This is a genomic window from Acidovorax sp. FG42 (genome assembly GCF_057809195.1).
Genome location: NZ_JBMDJM010000002.1, coordinates 146919 through 165466, shown reverse-complemented (window position 1 = coordinate 165466; position 18548 = coordinate 146919). Strand labels below are relative to the sequence as shown.

Here is an 18548-nt window from a genome sequence, read left to right as displayed (position 1 = left end):
CCATGCAAGTGCAAGCCATCTACACCCAAGGCCGCATCGAATTGCTCCAGCCCCTGCGCCTGCGGCATGACGGCGTGCGCCTGGTGGTGACCGTGCCCGATGAAGAAGTCGAAACCCAGGCCGCGCCCACCGAAGACACTCTTGAATCTCGCGTTCGGGCCATCTTGCGCCCCTATCAGCACCTGCTGGATCGCGCTGGCGCAGACGGCCAGATCGACTACGACAGCGTTCGGGACGAGTATTTGGCAAACAAGTATCTCGATCAGAAATGAAACACCTCATTTTTGATGTCAACGTCATCATCGACTACTGGCTGAACCAGCGGTCTTGTGCCAGCACCTTGCAACTACTGCATCCAGAGCCCCGGGCGAGCGTCAAGCTGTGGATTGTTTCCAGCCAATTGCACACGCTTCATTACACGGCCCGTGCTGTTTTTAAGCGCCACGGCGTGCCAGCAGATCAGATCACTGCGGTGGTCAAAGGCCTGATCGAGGCATTGCTCAACAGCGTTGAAGTGCTCAGCAATGCCGGCTTTGAGCAAACCGCCATTTACCTGCAGGCACATGACTTTGAAGATGCCCAAATTGCCTCCGCCGCCCGCAGCCTGAGCGGCCAAGCGGTTTGTGTCGTGACCGAAGACAAACGCTTTGACACCTTGGGCGAAGTCAACGCCTTGCCACCTGCCCAGGCGCTGGCCTGGCTGCAATCCCCCGCAGCGCCCTCTACACAAGACACCCAACTGCCGTTCATTGACCTGACCAGCCAGCAAGCCCAACTGCGACCACAGCTGGAGCGGGGCATCGAGCACATATTGCGCCACGGCCAATACATCCTCGGCCCCGAAGTGGCCGAGCTGGAAGAAAAGCTGGCGGCCTACACCGGCGCCAAGCACTGCATTACCGTGGCCAACGGCACCGACGCGCTGCAAATTGCCCAAATGGCACTGGGCATAGGCCCGGGCGACGAAGTCATCACCCCCGGCTTTACCTACATCGCCACCGCCGAAACCGTGACCCTGCTGGGCGCCAAGCCGGTGTATGTGGACGTGTGCCCGCACACCTACAACCTCGACCCAGCCCTGCTGGAAGCCGCCATCACCCCCGCAACCCGCGCCATCATCCCCGTCAGCCTGTACGGCCAGTGCGCGGACTTTGACGCCATCAACGCCATTGCCGCCCGCCACCGCATACCGGTGATTGAAGACGCTGCCCAAAGCTTTGGTGCCAGCTACAAAGGCTGCAAAAGCTGTAACCTGAGCACGATGGCTTGCACCAGCTTCTTCCCCAGCAAACCCTTGGGCTGCTACGGCGACGGCGGCGCCATCTTTACCAACGATGACGCACTGGCCAAGGTGCTGCGCCAGATTGCCCGCCACGGCCAGGACCGCCGCTACCACCACATCCGCGTGGGTGTCAACAGCCGGCTGGACACCCTGCAAGCCGCCATCTTGCTGCCCAAGCTGGCCATCCTCGATGAAGAAATGGCACTGCGCCAGCAAGTGGCCCAGCGCTACACCCAGCTTCTGCAAGCCGTTCGCCCTGAGCTTGCCGAAGGGCTGTCCACCATTTCCACGCCCACCATCGAGCCACACAACTACAGCGCCTGGGCCCAATACACCATCCAGGTCAATCACCGAGATGCAGTGCACGAAAAACTCAAGGCCGCCGGTATCCCGACTGCCGTGCACTACCCCATCCCGCTGAACCAGCAACCCGCCGTCGCCGACCTCGCCGCCCGCCTACCCGTGGGCGATGCCGTGGCGCAGCGGGTGCTGAGCCTGCCCATGCATCCGTACTTGGATGAGGGCAGCATTCAGCGTATCGTGCAAGCTGTTGCCGATACCTTTTCTTGATGTCCTTTATACCAGCTGATCGTCCTATCCTCCACCTATCAGCAGAACGAGCAAACATGTCCACCCCTGCCGGCCCGTTACCACGAGTCCAGTTTGTCAAGGTAACTTGCACGCACGAGGCGTGCCTAGCGCACAACACCCCGGCAAAACTATGATGACCTCTGCAACTCCACCCCGGCGCACCGTTCTGGCCGCGCTACGCGAAGTACTGGTGCAATTCCCGCACACCACGCTCGCCGGTCGTGCGATCGACCTCATCGACCTAGCAACCGCGCCAGAACCGCCGCAGGGAAAAATCGTGCAAACCGGTCGGTGCATTGTGGGCAGCGACAACAACTACGCACGCCTGATACAGCGCCACCTTATCGAGCAAGCCGACTTCATGCCCTACAGAAGCCGCTTGCCTGCAGAAAGGCGGATGGCATGGATAGGCCAGTAATCGAGCAAAAGCTGGAGTCTCTGCGCCGCTGCCTGCAGCGCATACGAATCTGCATTGGAAGATGCCATAACGCAACGAGTGTCAAGCCGGCCCATGCACCCGTGTTTGAATCAACAGCATCGTGCGCATCGCCAGCGCGCTGGAATCAGAGAAATGAGCGATGACTATCCATCGAAACCCGAGGACATCAATTTCTCGGCGCTCTACGACGAACACCCTGAGTACGTCGCGCGCCGAATGGCGGACTCGTTAGCGAGCGCACAAATTGAACTTGAGGTTCAATTGTTCAAGCTGCCTAACCTGATAGGTGTGATACCCACGGGACAGCGTTTGTGCAATGTGGTTGAAATCGGTTGCGCGACTGGTGAACTGATCGCGGCGTTCCCCGTAGATCCCGGCGGACGGCGCGTCGGCTTGGATATTTCAGCCGCCAACATCGCCACAGCGCGCACGCGCTTCCCTGATGTCGAGTTTTTCGCAGGCAACTTTCTCGACATTGGAATCTCAGGCTTCGACGTGGTCATCGTGAGCGACGTCATTGAGCACGTGCCTGACGATGCTGGATTTCTGCGCTCCGCCGCAGGGCTTGGTCAAATCGTGCTGGTCAACCTGCCGCTTGAAGACAATTGGCTGAACGATCGCCGCAATTACGGCCCAGAAGATGTCTCAGGCCACCTGCGACGTTATTCGCTTGAACAAGGTTTGAAGTTATTCGAGCGCGCGGGACTGGAACTCCTTTCGTCTTCGCAGATTTGGGTGCATGAAACATCTGCCGAACCTGCGCGACGGGCGCTCTGGCGTGAACGCGCCGGCAGGGCATACACAGGCCGCTGGCCAGTTGCCCTAGCCAAGCGTGTGGTTTTCGCGACTGCAACGGCGATCCGACCGATTGGCCGAAGGCTTTTCTCATCCAATCTCTTCGCGGCGGTACGCCGTCGTGCGCCGTAATGCTCAGGCGCGAGATGCTGGCTGCGGTCACCTTGCAGGGAATGGGCGCTGTGGCTGTGCTATTGGCGACTGTTCTGTTGGGTGTACGCCTCGGTCCAGAGATTCAGGGCGGCTTCAGCAATGTGAAAGCCGAAGTTGAATTCCTGTCGGCGTTTGCAATGTTCGGTCTGCCGCAAGCGCTTTTTTTCTACACCAAGTCAGGGCGCCTCGATGACCACGGCGCTCTTCGCTGGATCGCCGGTTGTACGGTGCTCGCCCTCATCTTGGGCGTGGCTTACGCGATCTACCGGGTACAGTCCATGGTCATCACAACACTTCTCGCAGTTACCGTGGGTGCGATGGCGGCGCACGGGACGATGCGCGGACTGCTTTTGGTCGAGTCACGGCCGGTCTGGTTCAGCCTGCTCACTGCATTTCCGCAGCTGCTGCTGCTGTGCGGCGTCACAGCTGTGATTGAGTTTCGAAAGGCCGATGTGCAGGCGTGGCTGGTGGTGTTTGTGGCGGCTTACATGGTTGCCGCTATCGCTGTCTGGTATCGGCTTGCGCATTCGCCCTTGCGCCCTGCTGCGCACAAAGTGTCTTGGCGGGAGCTTCTGCACTATGGGATGGCCCACTGGCTTACAGCAGTTTTTTTCACAGCAGCAATCTTGTTTGCGCAACGTTGGGTTGAAAAGAATCTGGGGCCTGCGGCACTCGGCCAGTTCACGATGTCGATGATGCTGGCCCAAGTGCCGCTCACACCCATTAGCTACGCAGCGCCACTGCTGTTCCGGCGTTGGATAGATCGCCCTGGCGCGGCAGCCTCGCGGCAAATCGCGTCGATGGTGTTTGCATTGTTCTTGATGGCTGCTGCAATCGCGTGGCTGGTTGCTCTTGTGAAACCCGAGCTTGGATTAGGCGCGGCCTACGTCGGCGCGTTGCCCGCCCTTGTCGTGTTGCTCACCGGATGCGCCGCGGAAGCGGCTTCTCGCGTGCTGACCGTACAGGCGAGCGCGCGCGGAGCGCCATGGATCGCGGTTCGAGCCGAAGCAGTCCGTTGGACTGTATTGATTTCAGGATGGATGACGTTATCTGAGCCTTCGCTCACCGTGATTTGTTCTGTGTGGGCGGCGGGAGCCTGGGCCGCGGCGGGAGTGTTTGTTTGGTGCGCGCGTGACGTTCACTAGGAGATCAACACATGACACTCAGAATTGCGCTGCTCGGTGCTGCCAACTCCATCCATTTGAGGCGTTGGGCACTCGCTTTGGTCGAACGAGGTCATACGGCATGCGTACTAACGCAACACTGCATGATCGATTGCGAACGGCTGCCATCGTCTGTTGAAACTATCGTACTGCCTTACCGTGGTCAGGCGGGGTACTTTATGAACGCGAGGTTCGTGCGGGACGTTCTTGCCCGATGGCGACCCGATGTTCTAAATGCCCATTACGCCAGCGGCTACGGGACAACAGCGCGCTTGGTGGGCTTCAGGCCTTGGCTGCTGTCGGTGTGGGGCAGCGATATGTATGACTTTCCGACCAAGTCACCGTTGCACCGTGCCTTGGTACGCGGAAACTTGCGGGCGGCAGACGCCGTCGCGTCCACCAGCCATTGCATGGCCAGGGTTACGCACGCATTGGCGCCCACGTTGGGCCAAATTACCATCACCCCTTTCGGAGTCGATATGGATGCGTACGCTGGTGCAGTGCCAATGTCGCGGGCGCAGCCAGGGCGTTGGGTGGTAGGTACTGTCAAGACCATGGACGACAAGTACGGTATCGACACCTTGATCCAGGCTTTTGCACTACTGCTTGCAAGCCTTCGAGCCAACGATCCCGACATGGCTCGGCAACTGTATCTGCGATTGGTAGGCGACGGCCCCCAGATGCCGGCTTTGAAGCAGTTGGCCGCGCAGCTTGGTGTTGCCGATCGAATACAGTTTGTCGGCCACGTGAACCACGCCCAGGTCCCGCATGAACTTGCCCAACTTGACGTGTACGTGGCGTTAAGTCGCCAGGAAAGCTTCGGTGTTGCCGTCATCGAGGCCGGCGCCGCCGCACGGCCCGTGGTGGTGTCGAATGCGGGCGGCCTTCCCGAGGTAGTGGTGGATAGCGTGACCGGTCTGGTCGTGCCGCGCGAAAACCCTCAGGCTGCAGCCAACGCCATCGAGCGCTTGCTACGCGACGCCGACTTGCGCCAGCGCATGGCGGCGGGGGCGCGACAGCACGTAGCACAGCACTACAGCTGGGATGCGTGCGTCGAGACCATGCTAAAGCTGTATGAGCGATTGGTGGCGCGCCACCGGTCATGGCGGTGAAGCCATCGAAATGAGAAATCACCGCGTCATTTTGCCCTTTATAAAAAAGACAAAATAATAGAAGTTCATCCTGCATGGAAAGCCAATACCCCCCTCCTACTGCAAAAAATCATCGACGCCCAAGCCGCGCCCCTGCCGGGCCTGACGCGCCGTGACTCGGCCACGCTACAGCGCGAAGTGCGCGCCCTACAAGACGCCCGCCAGCAATGACCCCAGGCCCGCTGCCTGCTGGTGCAGCAGCAGGTGCCACCCACCCTCGTCCTGCCGCCAGATATCGAACTGCACCGCGCCAGCCATTGGCTGCTGGAAGACGGGCAGTGACGGCAAAAATCATCCCTGTGGGCGACGTGATGTACGACGTGGCGCTGCACCTTGGCGCCCTGGTTCGGGCAGCGGGCCGCATACTTGGCCGCTGAGGCACCAAGCCCTGCGTCTATGGGCTTGCAACAATGCACCGTGCCGAAAACTCGGATGATCTGTGCCAGTGAATATTCTTTACATCAACCACTACGCAGGCACCCCCGCCCTGGGCATGGAATACCGCCCCTATTACCTGGCCCGCGAGTGGGCACGCGCCGGGCACCGGGTGACCGTGGTGGCGGCAAATTTTTCGCATGTGCGCGCGCGCCAGCCGCAAGCGGGGCAGGAAGAAGTGGACGGCACCGCCTACCACTGGTTGCCCACGCCGGGCTACCACGGCAACGGCCTGGGCCGCGTCAAGAACATCTGGAGCTTTCTGCGCCAGGTGTGGCAACGGGCGCCGGCACTGGTGGCAGCCTGCCAGCCCGATGTGGTGATTGCATCCAGCACCTATCCCATGGACATCTGGGTGGCGCGTCGCCTGGCGCGGCTGGCGGGGGCCAAACTGGTGTACGAGGTGCATGACCTGTGGCCGGCATCGCCCAAGGAGCTTTCGGGCATGCCATGGTGGCACCCGTTCATCTTGCTGTGCCAGAAGGCAGAAAACGATGCCTACCGCGATGCAGATCGGGTGGTATCCATGCTGCCCAACGTGGCCAACCACATGGCGGCGCACGGGCTGGATTTGCGCAAACTGCACATCGTGCCCAACGGCATCTCCCCCGAAGAATGGGCTGCCCCCGCCGAGGCGCTGCCCGATGCACTGGCTGAACACGTGCAGTCACTGCAGGCAGCCGGGCGTGTGGTGGTGGGATACGCAGGCTCGCATGGTGTGCCCAATGCCCTGGATGTTTTGCTGGATGCCGCAGCCTTGCTGCAACATGAAAACCTGGCGTTTGTGCTGGTGGGCGATGGACATGAAAGAGCGCGGCTGGCGCAACGTGTGCAGGCCGAAGGTTTGCAGAACGTGCGGCTGTTTGCGCCGGTCGCCAAGAACCAGGTCCCCACGCTGCTGCAAAAATTGGACATTGCCTACATCGGCTGGAAGCGTGTTGCGCTGTACCGCTTTGGCATAGCGCCCAACAAGCTGATGGATTACATGATGGCGGGCTGCGCGGTGTTGCATTCAGTGGAAGCGGGCAACGACCCGGTGGCCGATGCGGGCTGCGGCCTGACCGTGGCACCCGAGTCTGCCGATGCCGTGGCGCAAGGGCTGCGGCACCTGGCCAGCGCCACGCCAGAGCAGCGCCAGCAAATGGGCGCACGGGGCAGGGCCTATGTGCTGGCGCACCACACATATCCCGTGCTGGCGCGCCGCTTTATCGAGGCCGTGGCATGAATCCGGGTGACGAGCCCCAAGCCATTGCCGAGCGCTACACCCGTCGCGCGCCCCACGATGACCGCTACAGTTTTTTGCGGCCCGAAGTCTGCCTGGGCGTGCAAGAGCGCCAGCGCGTCATGCTGCAACTGCTGCGCCAGCATGGCGTGAAGGACATGGAGGCACTGCGCCTGCTAGAGGTGGGCTGCGGCTCGGGTGGCAACCTGCTGGAGTTGTTGCGCCTGGGCTGTGCGCCCCGGCACCTGGCGGGCATTGAGCTGCTACCCGAGCGTTATGTCCAGGCGCGCGATGTGCTGCCAGCTGGCGTACGCCTACAGCAAGGCGACGCCCTGCTGGCAGATATGCCGTACGCATCGCAGGACGTGGTGCTGGTCTCCACGGTGTTTTCTTCGGTGCTCGATTGGGGTTTTCAGCAGCGGCTAGCCGACACACTGTGGCGCTGGGTACGCCCCGGCGGTGCCGTGCTTTGGTACGACTTCACCTACAACAACCCGCACAACCCCGACGTGCGCGGCGTTTCACTGCGCCGGGTGCGGGCACTGTTTCCGCAGGGGCGCATCACCGCACGGCGCGTTACGCTGGCGCCGCCCCTGGCCCGGGCCCTGGTGCGCGTACACCCTGGGTTGTATGGCCTGTTCAACAGCGTGCCGTGGCTACGCACCCATATCCTGTGCTATATCGAAAAGCCATGAGTGCACCCTTCCTCCCATTCGCCCGCCCCGACATCACCGATGCCGAGATTGCCGCCGTCACCGAAGCCCTGCGCTCGGGTTGGGTCACCACTGGCCCCAAAGCCCTCGCCTTTGAGCAGGCTTTTACCGACTACCTGGGCGGTAACGGCGTGCAGAGCGTTGCCGTCAACTCCGCCACCGCCGGTCTGCATCTGGCGCTGGAGGCGCTGGGCGTAGGTCCGGGCGATGAGGTGATTGCGCCTACGCTCACCTTCACCGCCACGGTGGAGGTGGTGCGCTATCTGGGGGCCGATGCGGTGCTGGTGGATGTGGACCCGGTCACGCTGAACATCGACCCAGAAAAGATCCGCGCTGCCATCACGCCCCGCACCAAAGCCATCATGCCCGTGCACTACGGCGGCTTGGCGTGTGACATGGATGCGATCCTGGCCATCGCCAAAGAACACGGTCTGAAGGTGGTGGAAGACGCAGCCCATGCGCTGCCCACCACCTGGCGCGGCGCGCTGGTCGGGCAGTTGCAGTCTGACGTGACGGTGTTCAGCTTCTACGCCAACAAGACCATCACCACCGGAGAAGGCGGCATGGCCGTAACGCGCGATGCCGCCCTGGCCCAGCGCATGCGGGTGATGCGCTTGCACGGCATGAACCGCGATGCGTTTGACCGTTTCACTTCCAAAACCCCGGCGTGGTACTACGAGGTCGTAGCGCCAGGCTTCAAGTACAACATGACGGACGTAGCCGCCGCCATGGGCGTAAAGCAGCTGGCGAGGTTGCCGCAATTCTTGCAACGGCGTCAGACCCTCGCCCATCGGTATCACGAACAGCTCGCACAACTACCGCTGACCTTGCCCGCCAGCGCGCCACACGGCGACACCCATGCCTGGCACCTGTATGTCATCCGGCTGAGAGCCGATGCACCGCTGGGGCGCGATGAGGTCATCCAGGCACTGTCGGATCGGGGGATCGGTACCAGTGTGCACTATGTCCCCCTGCACCGACACCCATACTGGCGCGACCGATATCAGCTGACCCCCGCGATGTTTCCTGTGGCCGATGCAGCCTACCAGTCGATGCTCAGCATCCCCCTGTTTACTGCCATGAGCGACAACGACCAGGAACGTGTGATTGCAGCGTTGCACGAGGTGCTGGGCTGACCATGCCCAAACGGTTGTTCGACCTGGTATTTGCTGCGCTTGGGCTGGTATTGCTCACGCCCTTGCTGCTGGCCTTGGCGCTGTGGGTGGTTTGCGACTCACCCGGCCCTGCGCTCTTTCGCCAACAGCGCGTAGGACGCGCAGGCAAGCCGTTTCACATCTACAAGTTCCGCACCATGCACCAGCGTTTAGCGGCTCATGGCCCCGCCATTACGATCGGTGCAGACGCCCGCATTACGCGCGCTGGTTACTGGCTGCGGCGTACCAAAGCAGATGAACTGCCGCAGCTGGTGAACGTATTGCTCGGCCAGATGAGCCTCGTCGGCCCCCGGCCTGAAGTGCCTCACTATGTCGCGCTTTACCCCAGTGACCTGAGGGAGCTGATACTCAGTGTGCGTCCGGGCATCACAGACCACGCATCCATCGAATTTCGCGACGAAAGCACTTTGTTGGGCCAAAGCAGCGACCCCGAGCGCACGTATGTGGAAGAGATTCTCCCCGTCAAGTTGCGCTACGCGGCCCAATACGCCCGCTCGCACACGCTGTGGGCGGATCTGAAAATCATCGCCAGAACCATATCTGCGCTTTGGAGCGCCCCCCCGTCCGGGGGCAGAGGACCTTCAGGCAGTGCGTAACCGATAAAATCAACGGTTCGGCTGAACGCAGCCCTCCACTCCACGCTCCGCACCGACGGCACCTATGTCAGACCAAATTCACGCCCCCGCCCCCCAGGACGACAACCAGCTCATCGCCGAGCGTCGCGAAAAGCTCCGCGCTTTGCGCGAAGCCCAGGCCAACGGCGGTAGCGTTGCTTTCCCCAACAACTTCAAGCCCGCCCACAAGGCGGCGCAGCTGCACCTGGAACACAGCGCGGCCACCAACGAGTCGCTGGAAGCCACGCCGGTGAACGTTTCCGTGGCTGGCCGCATGATGCTCAAGCGCGTGATGGGCAAGGCCAGTTTTGCCACGATCCAGGACGGCTCGTTGGGCGAAGTCGGCGGCCGCATCCAGCTTTATGTGACCCGCGACGCCGTGGGCGAAGATCTGTACGCTGCGTTCAAGCACTGGGACCTGGGCGACATCCTGGGCGCCGAGGGCACGCTGATGAAGACCAAGACCGGCGAGCTGTCTGTCAAGGTGACCAGCCTGCGCCTGCTCACCAAGAGCCTGCGTCCGCTGCCCGACAAGTTCCACGGCATGGCCGACCAGGAGCAGAAATACCGCCAGCGCTATGTGGACCTGATCACCGACGAGCAGGCTCGCAAGCGCTTCGTGGCCCGCAGCAAGGCCGTGAGCGGCCTTCGCGAGTTCATGGTGAGCCATGGCTTCCTCGAAGTCGAGACGCCGATGCTGCACCCCATTCCGGGCGGCGCCAATGCCAAGCCGTTTGTCACACACCACAACGCGCTGGAGCAGGAGATGTACCTGCGCATTGCGCCCGAGCTGTACCTCAAGCGCCTGATCGTGGGCGGGTTCGAGCGCGTGTTCGAGATTAACCGCAGCTACCGCAACGAAGGTATCTCGGTGCGCCACAACCCCGAGTTCACCATGATGGAGTTCTACGCGGCTTACTGGAACTACCTGGACCTGATGGACTTCACGGAGACGCTGATCCGCGAAGTGGCGCTCAAGGCCACGGGCAGCCTGCAGATGACCTACCAGGGCCGCGCGGTGGACCTGTCCCAGCCGTTTGCCCGCCTGACGATCCGTGAAGCCATCTTTCAGTACACCGAAGCGGGTGCCCATGTGGACGATGCAGCATGGCTCATCAGCGCGCTCAAGAAGCTGGGCATGACGGAAGAGAAGGACAAGCTCTCCACCCGAACCCTGGCCAGCCTGCAGGTGCTGTACTTTGAAGAAACGGTGGAAGACAAGCTGTGGCAGCCCACCTTCATCATGGAGCACCCGACCGAGATCTCGCCGCTGGCACGTGCCAATGACAACCGCCCCGAGGTGACCGAGCGCTTTGAGCTGTACATCACGGGCCGCGAGTTCGGTAACGGCTTCAGCGAGCTGAACGACGCCGAAGACCAGGCCGCGCGCTTCCACGCCCAGGTGGCGGCCAAGGACAGCGGCGACGACGAGGCCATGTTCTACGACCACGACTTCGTGCGCGCACTGGAATACGGCATGCCACCGACGGGGGGTTGCGGCATCGGCATTGACCGCCTCATGATGCTGCTGACAGACAGCCCCAGCATTCGCGACGTGATCCTGTTCCCTGCGCTGCGCCGCGAGTCCTGAGGCCTGGACTTGCCCTGGGGGCGGTCTTGACCGTCCTCGCCCCCGGCACCAAGGAGACATACCGTGCCCTTCAGCTCCAGCAACGCCCCCTACCCTGCCAACGAGCCCCTGCCCTCGGGCAATGCTTTTTCGGTGCTGGTGGTCGAGGACCAGGGCTCCGTGCGCGCGGCGCTGGTGGCCGAACTGCGGCGGGCGGGTGTGTCCGACATCTTCGAAGCGCCTGAAGGCCAGGCCGCGCTGCATCTGTTCAAAACGCATCGAGCCGACTTGGTGCTGCTGGACATCAAGCTGCCAGGCCAGGACGGCTACTGGGTGGCGCAGCAGATGCGCGAGAGCGAGGCCGGCGACTGGACACCCATCATCTTTCTGTCGGGCCTGGACAACGAACTGGACGTGTGGCGCGGCATCGAGGTGGGCGGCGACGACTACCTCGTCAAACCCGTCAAACCCATCGTGCTGATGGCCAAGCTGCGTGCCATGCGGCGCCTGCTGGACATGCGCCGACGGCTGGTGTCGATGTCTGCCGAGCTGCATGCTGCCAACCAGCGGCTCAATGAGATGGTGGAAATCGATGCCCTCACCGGCCTCGTCAACCGCCGCGGGTTTGACCGCATCCTGCACAACGAGATCCTGGCCGCACGACGCGACGGAACGCCGCTCACGTTGATGCTGTGCGATCTGGACCACTTCAAGCTGTTCAACGACGCCAGCGGCCACGTGCAAGGCGATGCCTGCCTGAAGGAAGTGGGCCGCCTGCTGCGCGAAGTCTGCGTGCGCCCCCGGGACGTCGCCTCGCGCTATGGCGGCGAGGAATTCGCCCTCATCCTGCCCAACACGCCCCGCTCCGGCGCGATGACGTTTGCGCGCGCGCTGGGGCAGTTGCTCAAGGTGCGCGCCATTGCGCACGCGGGCTCTCCGCTGGGCGACACGCTGACCCTGTCGGGCGGCATCACCACCTGCGTGCCCGATGACAGCACCAACGCCGAAAGCATGATCATGCGGGCCGACCAGGCGCTGTATGCCGCCAAGGCGCAGGGCCGCAACCGCTTCTTCAGTTTTGAAATGCAGATGGACACCCTGGAGCAATTACGCCATTGAGTTTCTTCCACTTTTTCTCGTTTGACGCGACCGAACGCAACGCCCGTACCGCCGTCTCCCGCATGCAAGTTCTGAAAACCCGACTGCCCGAGTGGATGCAGGACTGGCTCGAAGTCATCATCCCCGGCTCGCAAATCCTGCTGATCCTGTTCGCAGCCTGGTTGCTGCAGCGCACGCTGCGCCGTTTGGTACGCCGCGCCAGTGCGCACTACCAGCTGCCCAATGAGCTGGTGGTGCCCATCAACGGCCTCATCCGGTGGATCATCATTGCCAGCGCGCTGCTGCTGGTGCTGGAGCGCATGGGGGTGTCCGCCACGGTGCTCTGGACTGCGTTCACCGGGTTTGCCACGGTGGGGGCGGTAGCGTTCTTCGCGGCCTGGAGCGTGCTGTCCAACCTGTTTTGCGCGCTGCTGATCTTCACCGTGCGGCCCTTCAAGATTGGCGACTACATCGAGGTGCTGGACACTGCTGAAAAGCCGGGCGCCAAGGGACGGGTGGTGGACATCAACCTGCTCTACACCACACTGGAAGACCACGGCGCAACATCCGGCCACGTGGCTTGGCTGCAGATTCCGAATGCGCTGGTGTTCCAGCGCGTGGTGCGCCGGTTTCAGGGGGTGCCACCGCCCCCTGCCCCACCCACACCACCGGCTACCGCCGCGGATGCTGTAGCCAACGCCTCCCCGGCCGCACCGACGCCGGTGACGCCAGGGCCTTTCAACACGCCTTAGCGGTGAAGGGGCAGCGCCGCGCGGGACGGCGCCGCACCCAACGCCTCATTACCAACCAGGTCAGGGCAACAGGTCGAGCGCCTGCAGGTAAGCGGGCTGGTACATGAGTTCGTCCCAGGCCTGCGGCAGGGTTTCGGGCAGCAGCGCCAGGCGGCGGGATTCGCTGTCCACACTCGGCTGCCAGCGGCCTTGCTGCTGGGCCTTTTCCAGGCCTTCGATGAGTTCGTCCACGGCCTTGCCATCCCCCACGCTCTGGTTGCACAACAGCACCAGGTCGCAACCCGCCTCCAGCGCCGCCACGGCGGCGTCGGTGTAGCTGACCACTTGGCCATCCAGGCGGCGGGCCCCTTCCATGCTGAGGTCGTCGCTGAAGATGGCGCCGTCAAAGCACATCTGGCGGCGCAGGATGTCTTGCAGCCAGCGCTGCGAAAAACCGGCGGGGCGGCTGTCGACCTTGGGATAGATCACGTGGGCCGGCATCACGCTGGTGAGCGTGCTGCTGAGCCAGGGGTACGGCGCTGCATCATCGGCCAGGATGGCCTTGAGGCTGCGCTTGTCCACAGGAACTTCAGTGTGCGAATCGGCCTTGACGAAGCCGTGACCAGGGAAATGTTTGCCGCAGTTGGCCATGCCCGCCTGCAGCAGGCCGTGCATGAGGCTCTTGGCGAGCAGCGCCACTACCCGGGGGTCGCGGTGGAAGGAGCGGTCGCCGATCACACCACTTTCCCCCCAATCGAGGTCCAGCACCGGTGTAAAGCTGAAGTCCACGCCGCAGGCGCGCAGCTCCGCGCCCAGCACATAGCCCGCCGCCGTGGCTGCGTTGGTGGCGCGCAGGGCACCGCTGCCGGGCACGGCCTTGGCGCCCTTGCCATCGTCCATCCACATCTCGCCCAGCGCGCGCATGGGCGGCAGGTGGGTGAAGCCATCGGTGCGAAAGCGCTGCACGCGGCCGCCTTCGTGGTCCACACAGATCAGCAGGTCGTCGCGCACGGCCTTGATGCTGCTGGTGAGCTGCAGCAGCTGCGCGCGGTTTTCCCAGTTGCGGGCAAACAGGATGACGCCACCCGTGAGCGGGTGCGCCAGGCGACGGCGGTCATCGGCGCCGAGGGTGGTACCAGCGACGTCAAGGATCAGAGGTGCGTGTTCAGTCATGGAAGGTTTCAAAGGGCAATTGCTACTCAATGGATAGCTATCAGCGCATATCAATCCAGCGCTTCAAGGTGATTGGGTTTGAATTTTCTCCACCACACAGAAGCTGGCGGCGTAGTCGGTCTCGTCAGTCACGCTCAGGTGCGCCTGCAGGCCCTGGGCCTCAAACCAATCCTTGAGCGCGCCGTGCAGCACGATGACGGGCTGGCCGCTGCGTAGCTTGGCGACCTCGCAATGGCGCCAGGTCATGGGCATGCGCATGCCCAGGCCAATCGCCTTGCTGAAGGCCTCCTTGGCGGAGAACCGGGTGGCCAGGTAGCGCAAGCCCCGGTCGGGCCAGCGCGCGCTGCGTTCACGCCAAGTAGCCAGTTCGCCCTCGGCCAACACCTTTTCTGCAAACCGGTCGCCATGGCGGGCCAAGCTGGCCGCGATGCGGCGCACGTCGCAGATGTCGGTACCGATGCCGTAAATCATGAAATTTCAATCAAAATGGCTGCAAGCGCTAGTGCAATATGCGGTTGCAGCTATCAAATCAGGAGTCTCCAGCAACCGCAAACCCCTGTGCAATACAATCCAGGTAGGCCTGTACGGTGGCTGTGTAGCCCAGCTCCAGCGCATCGGCGATCAGCGCATGGCCGATCGAGACCTCGAGCACGCCCGGCACTTCGCGCACAAAGGCCGCCAGGTTGTCCCGATTGAGGTCATGACCCGCATTCACGCCCAAGCCTGCATCCAGCGCCGCCTGGGCGGCTGCAGCGTAGCGTTTCAGCTCCACCGCCTGCTGCGGCGAGCCCCAGGCGGCTGCATAGGGCTCGGTGTACAGCTCCACCCGGTCGGCGCCCACCGCCATGGCGGCGGCCATCTGCTCGGGCACAGGGTCCATGAAGAGACTCACGCGCACACCCAGCGCCTTGCATTCGGCCACCAGGGGCGCCAGGCGCTCGGCATCTTGCGGAAAGCTCCAGCCGTGGTCGCTGGTGAACTGGTCCTCGCTGTCGGGGACAAAGGTCGCTTGGTGGGGGCGCACCTGACGGATGAAGTCCATCAGGTTCTGCGAAGGGTTGCCCTCGATGTTGTATTCGCGGTCGGGCCAGGCCTTCATCAGCGTTGCCAGCTCAAACACGTCCTGGCTGCGGATATGGCGTTCGTCGGGGCGGGGGTGCACGGTGATGCCCTGGGCCCCCGCCTTCAGGCACAGCTCGGCCGCGCGGATGACGCTGGGAATGCCTAGATGGCGCGTGTTGCGCAGCAGGGCCACCTTGTTGACGTTGACGGACAAGGCGGTGCGCTGGACGGAACGGGAGGATGGATTCATAGAGCCTGCAAATCAATCATGAGCTGGCGGGTGCGCAGCGTCGGGCTACCGCAATGGTATTGCAGCAAGGCACGCAGCTGCGGCTTGAGTTCGGTCGCCACGGGGGCGCACGCGCGCAAGGTGGCGGTGTAGCTGGCCACATCATCCAGGCCACGCTGCAAGGCCCGCCACTGGCTGCCTGTCAGGCCTGCACGGTCTGCGGCGGACGCGGCGCGCAAGCCGCCTTCGGGCACCAGCGTGTAGCGGGCGTTGGGTTCAAGGGGGTCGAAGGTCATGGTCTGCACATCCAGACCGGGCAAGAGGCCAATCTCGCGCAGAAGCAGCAGCTCGAAACTGCGCAGCACCGCCTCCAGCGCATCGCCATGTTCGCTGGCCAGCACGCGCACCACGCCTGCATAGGCATCAAACAAGGCTGGGTGCGGGTCTGCACGCGCCAGCAGGCGAAGCAACAGTTCGTTGAGGTACATGCCCGACAGCAGGGCATCCCCCGTGGGCATCACATGCCCGCCCACCCACTCCGCGCCCTTGAGCGTATGGATGTCCGCATGGCCATCGCCCGTGAGCGTGTAGGTCACCAGCAAGGGCTGCAGCGGCAGCAGCACCGGGCGGAAGTTGGAGCTGGGCTTCTTGGCCCCTTTGGCCACCAGAGCAGTTCGCCCTTGCTGGCGGCAGAAGACCTCCAGGATCAAGCTGGACTCGCTCCAGTCGTAGCTGTGCAGCACGAACGCAGGCTCATCGGAAACGCGCTTGGCTACGGCCACGGTGCTGCAGGGATGGAGGGGTGGGAAAGGATCGCCTGTGACGCCCGCTGCGGTCTGCGCGAGCGGGAGGAAGGGAAAGTCAGCGTTCGGGACTCACTCGTAGCCGAAGGAGCGCACCCGGGCTTCGTCATCGGCCCAGCCGGAGCGGACCTTGACCCACAGCTCCAGGAACACCTTGGCGTCCATGAGCTTTTCCAGCTCTTGGCGGGCTTCAGTGCCAATGCGCTTGAGGCGCTCGCCCTTGTCCCCGATGACCATCATCTTGTGGTTCTCGCGCTCCACCACGATGGTGGCGGCGATCTTGACCAAGCGCTTGTGCTGCTTGCTCTTTTCCTCGTCAAATTTGTCGATGACCACGGTCGAGGTGTAGGGCAGCTCATCGCCCGTAAAGCGGAACAGCTTTTCGCGCACGGTTTCGGAGGCCAGAAACTTCTCGCTGCGGTCGGTCAGCTCATCCTCGCCGTACCACCAAGGCTGCTCGGGCAGGTATTTGGCGCAGATGCCAAACAAGCGCTCGATGTCACCCTTGTTCTTGGCCGACATCGGCACAAATTCGGCGAACGGATGGCGCTCCTGCATGCTCTTGAGCCAAGGCGCCAGCTCGGCACGGCGATGCACCATGTCCAGCTTGTTGGCCACCAGCAGCGTGGGAATGCCGGGCTTGAACAGCGACAGCACCTTGGCGTCGGCCAGGGTGAAATTGCCAGCCTCGACCACGAAGAGGATCAGGTCCACGTCCCCAATCGCGCCCATCACGGTCTTGTTGAGCGACTTGTTGAGGGCGGTGGCGTGCCGGGTCTGGAAGCCCGGGGTGTCCACAAAAATGAACTGCGTCTGATCCAGGGTACGAATGCCCGTGATGCGGTGGCGCGTGGTCTGCGCCTTGCGCGAGGTGATGCTGATCTTCTGCCCCACGAGGGCATTGAGCAGGGTGGACTTGCCCACATTGGGCTTGCCCACAATGGCGATCACGCCGCAGCGCTGGCCAGGCACTGCAGCAGGCGCGCCCGCAGCAGCCAGCATGGCGTCCAGATCGTTTTGCACCGGGGCGCTTTCAGCGCCGTCGTCAGCAGCTACGTCTTTGGTAGCGTCATTCATAAATTCTTTGCTTTCAATGTGGCCAGCATGGCCGCAGCGGCGGCTTGCTCGCCCGCCCTGCGGGACCCGCCGATGCCACGCTCGGTCAGACCCAGTTCGGGAATATCGCACTCGACGTCGAAGGTCTGGCGGTGGGCCGCCCCCACGGTCGCCACCACCTTGTACTGCGGCAGCTTCATTTTGCGGCCCTGGAGCCACTCCTGCAACGCGGTTTTCGCGTCCTTGGACGCTGCCTGCATCTGCGGATTGATCTCCACGCCCTGGAAAAGGCGGTGCACCAGGGCTTCTGCGCTGGCATAGCCAGCGTCCAGATACACCGCACCGATCAGGGCTTCCAATGCGTCCGCAAGGATGGAGGGCCGCTGCTGCCCGCCTGACTTGGCCTCGCCCTCGCCCAGACGCAACACCTCGGACACTTTGAGTCGCACAGCCAGTTGGTGCAGCGTGTCTTGCTTGACCAGATTGGCCCGAACACGCGATAGATCACCCTCCGGCAAGGCCGACAGCCGCTGGTACAACAAACTGGCCACCGCCAGGTTCAAGACGGAATCACCCAGGAATTCAAGCCGCTCGTTGTGGTCGGCCGAAAAGCTGCGGTGCGTGGTGGCGCGCTGTAGCAGCGAGGGATCAGAAAAAACATGCTGCAGGCGCCCCTGCAGCGCTAAAAGACCGGCCTGCACCTAGTTTGTCTGAGCTTCAAAACGGTAGACCAAATAGGCTGGACCCGCCAGGGGAATCTCGCGCGAGTATTTGAACGAAACCACGACCTTGTCACCGCGCTTTGTTACTTCGAGGTCAGAGCCTTTGATGGATGTGATGTCGTCAATCGCTGCCGCTCGGTCGAATGCAGCGCGCACACCAGGCACCGTAGCCTCCACCTTGGCCTTCTCAATGGCCTTCTTCGCGGAGGCATATTCCAAAAAGATTGGCACCGATTGCCCCCCAATAGCGAAGACCGCTACAGCGATGACACCAATAAAAACCAATCCAAAAAATGACAGCCCACGTTGACTCGAACGGCTTGCAGTGCGATGTGTCTTCATCAATGATCCCCTCAATGTTGTTAGCAATC

At 62.6% G+C, this 18548-nt stretch carries 21 protein-coding genes; 13 read left to right on the top strand and 8 right to left on the bottom strand.

From position 1 onward, the window contains the following. The first annotated feature begins 2 nt into the window (after positions 1–2). From ACODSM_RS03345 to ACODSM_RS03320, 6 genes are all read left to right on the top strand, one after another. On the top strand, positions 3–272 hold the full coding sequence (locus ACODSM_RS03345) for a hypothetical protein (protein WP_488804329.1): 270 nt from the start codon (positions 3–5) through the stop codon (positions 270–272). A 467-nt stretch (positions 273–739) separates the two neighbouring features. Next, positions 740–1852 carry a DegT/DnrJ/EryC1/StrS family aminotransferase gene (locus ACODSM_RS03340; RefSeq protein WP_488804444.1) on the top strand — a complete coding sequence of 371 codons (1113 nt, stop codon included), beginning with the start codon at positions 740–742 and terminating at the stop codon, positions 1850–1852. A gap of 151 nt (positions 1853–2003) precedes the next feature. Beyond that, complete coding sequence (locus tag ACODSM_RS03335; RefSeq protein ID WP_488804328.1) at positions 2004–2291, top strand: hypothetical protein; 288 nt, start codon at positions 2004–2006, stop codon at positions 2289–2291. 153 nt (positions 2292–2444) lie between these two features. Beyond that, positions 2445–3239: a class I SAM-dependent methyltransferase gene (locus ACODSM_RS03330; RefSeq protein ID WP_488804327.1), complete on the top strand. Its 795-nt coding sequence runs from the start codon at positions 2445–2447 to the stop codon at positions 3237–3239. A gap of 14 nt (positions 3240–3253) precedes the next feature. After that, positions 3254–4405: a polysaccharide biosynthesis protein gene (locus tag ACODSM_RS03325; protein ID WP_488804326.1), complete on the top strand. Its 1152-nt coding sequence runs from the start codon at positions 3254–3256 to the stop codon at positions 4403–4405. 11 nt (positions 4406–4416) lie between these two features. Continuing rightward, positions 4417–5535, top strand: coding sequence for a glycosyltransferase (locus ACODSM_RS03320; RefSeq protein WP_488804325.1), 1119 nt, complete (start codon positions 4417–4419; stop codon positions 5533–5535). A 186-nt stretch (positions 5536–5721) separates the two neighbouring features. Here the strand turns inward: ACODSM_RS03320 and ACODSM_RS03315 are convergent, their stop codons facing one another. Further along, positions 5722–5862, bottom strand: coding sequence for a hypothetical protein (locus ACODSM_RS03315; protein WP_488804324.1), 141 nt, complete (start codon positions 5860–5862; stop codon positions 5722–5724). Between the two features lie 157 nt (positions 5863–6019). Between ACODSM_RS03315 and ACODSM_RS03310 the strand changes: the two genes are divergently transcribed. The 7 genes from ACODSM_RS03310 (at position 6020) to ACODSM_RS03280 (ending at position 13153) form a co-directional block, all read left to right on the top strand. Continuing rightward, positions 6020–7234, top strand: a complete 1215-nt coding sequence (locus ACODSM_RS03310) for a glycosyltransferase family 4 protein (RefSeq protein WP_488804323.1) — start codon at positions 6020–6022, stop codon at positions 7232–7234. Further along, positions 7231–7926, top strand: coding sequence for a class I SAM-dependent methyltransferase (locus ACODSM_RS03305; RefSeq protein ID WP_488804322.1), 696 nt, complete (start codon positions 7231–7233; stop codon positions 7924–7926). Before ACODSM_RS03310 ends, ACODSM_RS03305 begins: the two co-directional genes overlap by 4 nt. Continuing rightward, entirely contained in the window at positions 7923–9080 is a 1158-nt protein-coding gene (locus ACODSM_RS03300) for a DegT/DnrJ/EryC1/StrS family aminotransferase (protein WP_488804321.1), read from the top strand. The genes ACODSM_RS03305 and ACODSM_RS03300 overlap by 4 nt, the downstream gene beginning before the upstream one ends. A gap of 2 nt (positions 9081–9082) precedes the next feature. Beyond that, the gene (locus tag ACODSM_RS03295) at positions 9083–9715 is read left to right on the top strand and encodes a sugar transferase (RefSeq protein ID WP_488804320.1); all 633 of its coding nucleotides are present in this window, start codon (positions 9083–9085) and stop codon (positions 9713–9715) included. A 64-nt stretch (positions 9716–9779) separates the two neighbouring features. Beyond that, the gene (gene lysS / locus ACODSM_RS03290) at positions 9780–11324 is read left to right on the top strand and encodes a lysine--tRNA ligase (protein ID WP_488804319.1); all 1545 of its coding nucleotides are present in this window, start codon (positions 9780–9782) and stop codon (positions 11322–11324) included. A 63-nt stretch (positions 11325–11387) separates the two neighbouring features. After that, positions 11388–12422 (top strand): GGDEF domain-containing response regulator, encoded by a 1035-nt coding sequence (locus ACODSM_RS03285; RefSeq protein WP_488804318.1) that lies wholly within the window; start codon positions 11388–11390, stop codon positions 12420–12422. A 62-nt stretch (positions 12423–12484) separates the two neighbouring features. Next, complete coding sequence (locus tag ACODSM_RS03280) at positions 12485–13153, top strand: mechanosensitive ion channel family protein (RefSeq protein WP_291441529.1); 669 nt, start codon at positions 12485–12487, stop codon at positions 13151–13153. Positions 13154–13213: 60 nt separating this feature from the next. Here ACODSM_RS03280 and nagZ read toward each other — a convergent pair whose 3' ends face one another. From nagZ to ACODSM_RS03245, 7 genes are all read right to left on the bottom strand, one after another. Continuing rightward, positions 13214–14305: a beta-N-acetylhexosaminidase gene (gene nagZ, locus ACODSM_RS03275; protein ID WP_343734983.1), complete on the bottom strand. Its 1092-nt coding sequence runs from the start codon at positions 14303–14305 to the stop codon at positions 13214–13216. 63 nt (positions 14306–14368) lie between these two features. Continuing rightward, positions 14369–14776 (bottom strand): holo-ACP synthase, encoded by a 408-nt coding sequence (gene acpS / locus ACODSM_RS03270; protein WP_343734982.1) that lies wholly within the window; start codon positions 14774–14776, stop codon positions 14369–14371. Between the two features lie 58 nt (positions 14777–14834). After that, the gene (locus ACODSM_RS03265; protein ID WP_343734981.1) at positions 14835–15617 is read right to left on the bottom strand and encodes a pyridoxine 5'-phosphate synthase; all 783 of its coding nucleotides are present in this window, start codon (positions 15615–15617) and stop codon (positions 14835–14837) included. Next, positions 15614–16378: a DNA repair protein RecO gene (gene recO / locus ACODSM_RS03260; RefSeq protein ID WP_488804317.1), complete on the bottom strand. Its 765-nt coding sequence runs from the start codon at positions 16376–16378 to the stop codon at positions 15614–15616. The genes ACODSM_RS03265 and recO overlap by 4 nt, the downstream gene beginning before the upstream one ends. Before the next feature lie 93 nt (positions 16379–16471). Continuing rightward, the gene (era, locus tag ACODSM_RS03255; protein WP_488804316.1) at positions 16472–17476 is read right to left on the bottom strand and encodes a GTPase Era; all 1005 of its coding nucleotides are present in this window, start codon (positions 17474–17476) and stop codon (positions 16472–16474) included. After that, positions 17473–18156: a ribonuclease III gene (gene rnc, locus ACODSM_RS03250; protein WP_015013199.1), complete on the bottom strand. Its 684-nt coding sequence runs from the start codon at positions 18154–18156 to the stop codon at positions 17473–17475. The genes era and rnc overlap by 4 nt, the downstream gene beginning before the upstream one ends. Further along, complete coding sequence (locus ACODSM_RS03245; protein WP_488804315.1) at positions 18157–18519, bottom strand: DUF4845 domain-containing protein; 363 nt, start codon at positions 18517–18519, stop codon at positions 18157–18159. It abuts the gene before it with no gap. Between the last annotated feature and the right edge of the window lie 29 nt (positions 18520–18548).